Genomic DNA, 5,227 nt, shown 5'->3' with positions numbered 1-5,227 from the left:
GTGCCAACAGCGCAGCGGCTAACAGGAGCTGCCTGGTAATGATGATGAGGCTGCGTTGTTGTGTCATCTCATATCTCCTTGGTGGTGGTCGATGGAATCTGCGAGATTGCGAAGTGCAGAGGAAATGTGTACAGGATAAGGCGTGCTTTCCTCCAATTGTCGGATCGGTTCCGGCAGTAAGGACAACTGCTTGGCAATGTGCCCGCGAAGGGTCTCTGTGGATGGGGAAAGATCGAGGCGCTGGCCTCCCCTCATCACCGGTTGCAGCAAGGGTTCGCCCTGCTGCTGGTCATCCAGTGTGGTCACGACGTCGCGGTCGAAGCGTCTGCTGTCTGTATAGTGGCGGTACACCTGTTTGCGGCCCGGCCAGGTGGCCTTCCCTTCCGATCGTTTCCGGCAGGGGCGTCCCGCGTATTCCTGGAGTTTATAGGCGCAGTCAAGCGACGGGGCGTCCGATGAGGTCGTCATTGCGGTGCCGACGGCAAAACTGTCGATCGGCGCGCCGCTTCTGACCAGGGCTTGCAACCTGTACTCGTCCAGATTGCCGCTCGCGAGAATCTGGGCGTTGCGTAGGCCGCCCTCATCGAGGATGTTCCGGACCTTTCTGGCATGATCGGCCAGGTCACCGCTATCCAATCGAACTCCTTTGACGGGGATACCTTTTGCCTGCAACAGAGGAGCCAACGACACGACTTTTTTTGCGCCCGCTTCGGTGTCGTACGTGTCGATGAGCAACACGACGTTGTCAGGCTGGGTTTGCGCGAAGTGTTCAAACGATGCGCTTTCCTCTTTATGCGCCTGGACGAAGGAATGTGCCATGGTGCCATAAATGGGAATGCCGTATTCCATTCCGGCCAGGACGGTAGCGGTGCCCGTAAATCCGGCGAGATAGCTGGCGCGCGCGGCAAGGAGTCCGGCTTCCGCGCCATGCGCGCGGCGCAGACCGAAATCGATCAGTGGTTTCTCATTGGCGACGAGCACGGACCGGGCTGCTTTCGACGCGATCATCGTTTGAAAGTTCAGCAGATTCATGATGCGGGTTTCCACGAGTTGAGCCATCGGTAGGGGGGCCACGACACGGAGTATCGGTTCATTCGGAAAGAAGATCGTGCCTTCCGGCATGGCTTCGACTTCGCCGGTGAATCGGAGCCCTTCAAGGTACCGGAGCAGTTGTGGGGAGAAGCGACCTGCTCGTTCGAGCCAACTCAGTTCCTGAGTGGTGACATGAAGCTCGGAAAGAAAGTTGACGACCTGCTCTAATCCGACGGCCAGGAGGAAATTCCGATGGGGCGGCAGTCTCCTCACGAAGAATTCGAAGACGGCCGGCTCTTCCATCCGTTGTTCCAAATAAGCCTGTGCCATCGTCAATTGATACAGGTCGGTCAGGAGGGCGCTGTTCGAAGGATTCATGCCGCCAGGGCCTCCAGCCGCACTGGCACGGCTCCGAGTCGAATCATTTCCTCCTCGGCCTTCTGGCCGTCGTCGGGGTGAACGTTCACGGCTTTGATTCCGTCCATCAGAAGGAAAACGTCGTATCCCAATGCTCTGGCGTCTTTCACCGTATTCAACACACAGTAGTCGGTTGCCAATCCTCCGACGAAGAGCCGGCGGGTTCCCAGCGCCCGCAAATGACGCTGCAGCGGCGTATTCTGAAAGGCCGAATAGGCCTCCTGGTCCGCATCGATCGCTTTGTAAATGATGACGGCGGAGAGAGGTATTTCAAAATCTCGAGGTGGAAGCGAACCCTGCGACCCCGCGACGCAGTGAACAGGCCAGGGGCCTCCCTGTTTCTTGAAGGAGCAGTGGTTGGCGGGGTGCCAATCGCGTGTCAAAAAAATCGGCAGGCATCTCGCCTGAAACCGGTTGATGTACATCCGGAGAATGGGAACGATCTCTCCGCTGTCGGCGATGCCCAAAGCTCCGCCCGGAAGAAAATCGTTCTGCACATCGGCGATCAGCAGGGCGTCGGCGGCAGTGAGAGACTCCGTCACGAAGAGATGCTCCCCTCTGGTTTGCGCAATTCTATTATCTCCCCTCTTGTGACAAGAGACGAATATAAGCCACCACGTCCTCCATCTCGCCGTCCGTGAGTTCGCCGCGCCAGGCATGCATGGGGCTGAATACGATGCCGTGCTCGATGGTCCGAAGCAGTTCTTCGTCCGATTTAAGGAAAGAACTGAATCGGTGAAAGTTGGCCGGCTTCACTTTGAGGGAGGCGGCCTTCGGACCGTCTCCCCAGCCTCCGGCGCCATGGCAGGCGAGGCAGTGGCGTTCATACACGGCTTTTCCTCTGGCGATATCGGCTGGATAGTCCTGCGCGAGTAGAGGAAGTGGCGTGCTTATCGTTCCGGCGAGCAGAACTCCTAACAATGTAAGCTTGTACCTCATGAAGCACCTTCAACTTTTCTTGCTCGTGTGCGCGATGAAGGATGTGTACATCTGCTTCATCTTCGTGCTCTTACAGGAAGGACACACGGCTTTACCTGTCTCGTGTTCTTTTAGGGTCAACACGATCAGCGATTCCTTCCCGCACTCCAAGCATTTGTAGTCGTACATCGGCATGGTGGTTTTCTCAGCCTTCCGTAATAATATGGCCGCCCGGCTTAATTTCTGCTTCGCCCCAGTCGGCTACAGCCTGAGCCATATCCTGCAGCCGCTGGGCCACACGACCGTAGACCGTTTCGGGCGGATAGGTTCCGTCAAGCCCGCGTTCTCCTGCAGGTATGCCCGTGAGCAGTTCGACCGCTTCTTCGACTGTGCCGACGGCATAGACCGAGAACTGTCCCGCTTCGACAGCTTCGACCACGTCGCGGCGGAGAGCCAAATGTTTACTGTTGCGGGCCGGGATGATGACACCTTCTTTTCCTGTCAGCCCCCGCTTCTTGCAGGATTCAAAAAACCCCTCGATTTTTTCGTTCACGCCGCCGATCGGCTGGACTTCGCCCAGCTGGTTGGAAGAGCCGGTGACTGCAAGCCACTGGCGGACCGGAGTATCCGCCAGACTCGAAAGAATCGCAATGAGCTCGGCGACGGTGGCGCTGTCTCCCTCCACTTCGGAATAGGTCTGTTCGAAAGTCAAGGTTGAGCTCAGGGCGAAAGGATGGAATCCGGCGAATTTTCCCGCAAGGAATCCGCCGAGTGTCATCACGCCTTTGCTGTGGATTTTTCCGGCAAGTTCCGCCTCGCGTTGAATGTCGATCACGCCTTTGGTTCCGACGAAGGTCCGTGCCGTAATTCTCGCAGGGCGGCCGAACGTGTAATCGCCAAGTTGGTGGACAGAGAGGCCGTTGACCTGGCCGATGACTTCGTTGTCGAACGTCACCATCAACGTACCTTCGCGGATTTCATTCTGGAGCCATTCTTCCGGTAGATTGGAACGGTATCGCTTGTGCGCGATCGCTGACTCGACGTCCTGTCGCGTGACGAACGCATGCCCGTCCTTCCTCGCCCAGTAGCCGGCCTCACGGATGACATCACTGACCATGCTGAAACGAAGCGACAAGCGATCGTGGCGGTCGGCGAGTCGATGTCCCTGCCGGATGATCTCGCCCACCGCATCGGCGCAAAAATGAGGCAAGCCTTCGTCGCGACACAGCTTGGCGACGAACTGTGCGTATTGTTTCTCAAGCCGCTCGTCGCGATCGATATCGACGTCGAAGTCGGCCTTGACTTTGAACATCTTCGAGAAATCCTCTTCGTAGGTCTGCAACAGGCGCAACAACAGCGGTGGACCGACGAGAACGACCTTGACCGAAACAGGGATTGGCTCCGGGCGAAGGCTCGCCGTCGAGAAGCCGTAAAACTCGCTCGGGTCTTCGATGGTCACGACACCGGTCTTGATGACACGTTTGAGCGCATCCCATGAAAAGGGTTGACGAAGGACGTCGACGGCGTTCACCAGTAGAAACCCCCCGTTGGCTTGGAGGACCGCTCCTGCACGGATTTCCGTAAAGTCCGTATACATGACGCCCATATGCGCCCGCCGCTCGATTTTGCCGATCAGGTTTGTGTAGGTGGGGTGCGATTCGTCGACAACCGGCGCGCCTTCGGTCGGTTCATGTTCGACGATCAAGTTGACCTGATAACGGGTCAAGTCGGGACGTTTAAGTTCCAAGCCAGGAATCGCCAACGTCGGGCCTTCCCGAGGGAGGAAATCCCGATAATGGTGCACGATGTCCTGTTGGACCCGTTCAAGATAGGCCATCACGTTGGGGAGATCCCGATATGTCCGGCGCAAGGTGATATAACGGCCTTCCATGACGTTGGTGATCACCTGGCGATCCAAATGGCGTAGCTGGTGTTCCGCTTCTTTTTCCAATCCGTGAATGTGCACGTGAAACTCTCGGATTTCGCCTTCCAACAACTTCCGCCGCTCGTTCAAATCCTTTAGTTCCTCTTCCGTCAATGCCTCCATCTCGGCATCAGTCATGGGCCGTCCGGCTTTCAGGGGCACGATCCCAAAACCAACGGGGGTTTCCTCGAAGCCGAACCCGCGTTTATCGCTGAGCTCGCGAAGGTCGTGGAACAAGGCTTTCTTCTTTGATTCCGTTTCTTCCCGCAGCTTGGCTTTGGCATCGAGGTATTTCTTGCTTTCGAACGCGGCAGGAATGTCGCGGCGAAGCCCTTCGATGAAGGCGGCCATTTCGCGTTTGAACGAGCAGCCTTGTCCGGCGGGAAACGACAGGCAGGTAGGGCGTGAATGGTCCTGGAAATTATTCACGTAGCACCAGTCCATCGGCGCGGTCGCGGTCTTGGCCAGGCGCTTGACCATGTTGCGCACCAACGTGCCCTTGCCCGTTCCCACCGGCCCGGAGACGTAGATGTTGAATCCGGGGCTCTTCATCTGAAGACCGAATTCCAAGGCTTCGACCGCGCGATTCTGCCCGATCGTCTCCGCCAGAGGCTCCAGTTCGCTCGTATCCTCGAATCCGAATCGTTCCGGATCGACGGTCGGTGAAAGCATCGAAACCGGTATCTTGTATTTCTCGGCATCCATAGTTGGCCTACCTTACATCACAGGGACAGGATGCACCGCTATAGCCTGCGGACCCTTTTCCCCCTCTTCCAAGTCGAAAGAGACTTCGGTCCCGTCTTCCAATTCTTCGAACGACAAACCCTTGAGCGCATGCTTGTGAAAATAGACTTCCCCTCCGCCCTCCTTCAGAATGAATCCGTACTCCTGCTTGGGGAATAATTTGCAGACGACCCCGCGAAGTGGGGGAACGGC

6 protein-coding genes are annotated in these 5,227 nt (G+C 57.1%); all 6 read right to left on the bottom strand.

Features of this window, described 5'->3' with window-relative positions; all coding sequences use genetic code 11:
• Positions 1–63 precede the first annotated feature (63 nt).
• Positions 64–1,410 carry a nicotinate phosphoribosyltransferase gene (locus tag ACWVCN_RS11885; RefSeq protein WP_455245976.1) on the bottom strand — a complete coding sequence of 449 codons (1,347 nt, stop codon included), beginning with the start codon at positions 1,408–1,410 and terminating at the stop codon, positions 64–66.
• Positions 1,407–1,991 carry an isochorismatase family protein gene (locus ACWVCN_RS11880; RefSeq protein WP_455245974.1) on the bottom strand — a complete coding sequence of 195 codons (585 nt, stop codon included), beginning with the start codon at positions 1,989–1,991 and terminating at the stop codon, positions 1,407–1,409. Before ACWVCN_RS11880 ends, ACWVCN_RS11885 begins: the two co-directional genes overlap by 4 nt.
• 34 nt (positions 1,992–2,025) lie before the next feature.
• The gene (locus ACWVCN_RS11875) at positions 2,026–2,388 is read right to left on the bottom strand and encodes a c-type cytochrome (protein WP_455245973.1); all 363 of its coding nucleotides are present in this window, start codon (positions 2,386–2,388) and stop codon (positions 2,026–2,028) included.
• Between the two features lie 9 nt (positions 2,389–2,397).
• Positions 2,398–2,556 (bottom strand): FmdB family zinc ribbon protein, encoded by a 159-nt coding sequence (locus ACWVCN_RS11870; RefSeq protein ID WP_455245978.1) that lies wholly within the window; start codon positions 2,554–2,556, stop codon positions 2,398–2,400.
• A 16-nt stretch (positions 2,557–2,572) separates the two neighbouring features.
• Positions 2,573–4,996, bottom strand: a complete 2,424-nt coding sequence (locus tag ACWVCN_RS11865; protein WP_455245971.1) for a Lon protease family protein — start codon at positions 4,994–4,996, stop codon at positions 2,573–2,575.
• A gap of 12 nt (positions 4,997–5,008) precedes the next feature.
• Positions 5,009–5,227 (bottom strand): cold-shock protein (locus tag ACWVCN_RS11860; protein ID WP_455245970.1); only part of this gene is annotated, 219 nt, incomplete at its 5' end.

Source organism: Petrachloros mirabilis (assembly GCF_975968855.1).
The sequence above is the reverse complement of the archived record's forward strand: the minus strand, read 5'-3'. Positions and strand labels throughout refer to the sequence as shown.

Excerpts from the sequence above, each read along its gene's own strand:
- ACWVCN_RS11885 (WP_455245976.1), bottom strand. The coding sequence starts at position 1,410 with ATGAATCCTTCGAACAGCGCCCTCCTGACCGACCTGTATCAATTGACG.
- ACWVCN_RS11875 (WP_455245973.1), bottom strand. The coding sequence starts at position 2,388 with ATGAGGTACAAGCTTACATTGTTAGGAGTTCTGCTCGCCGGAACGATA.
- ACWVCN_RS11870 (WP_455245978.1), bottom strand. The coding sequence starts at position 2,556 with ATGTACGACTACAAATGCTTGGAGTGCGGGAAGGAATCGCTGATCGTG.
- ACWVCN_RS11865 (WP_455245971.1), bottom strand. The coding sequence starts at position 4,996 with ATGGATGCCGAGAAATACAAGATACCGGTTTCGATGCTTTCACCGACC.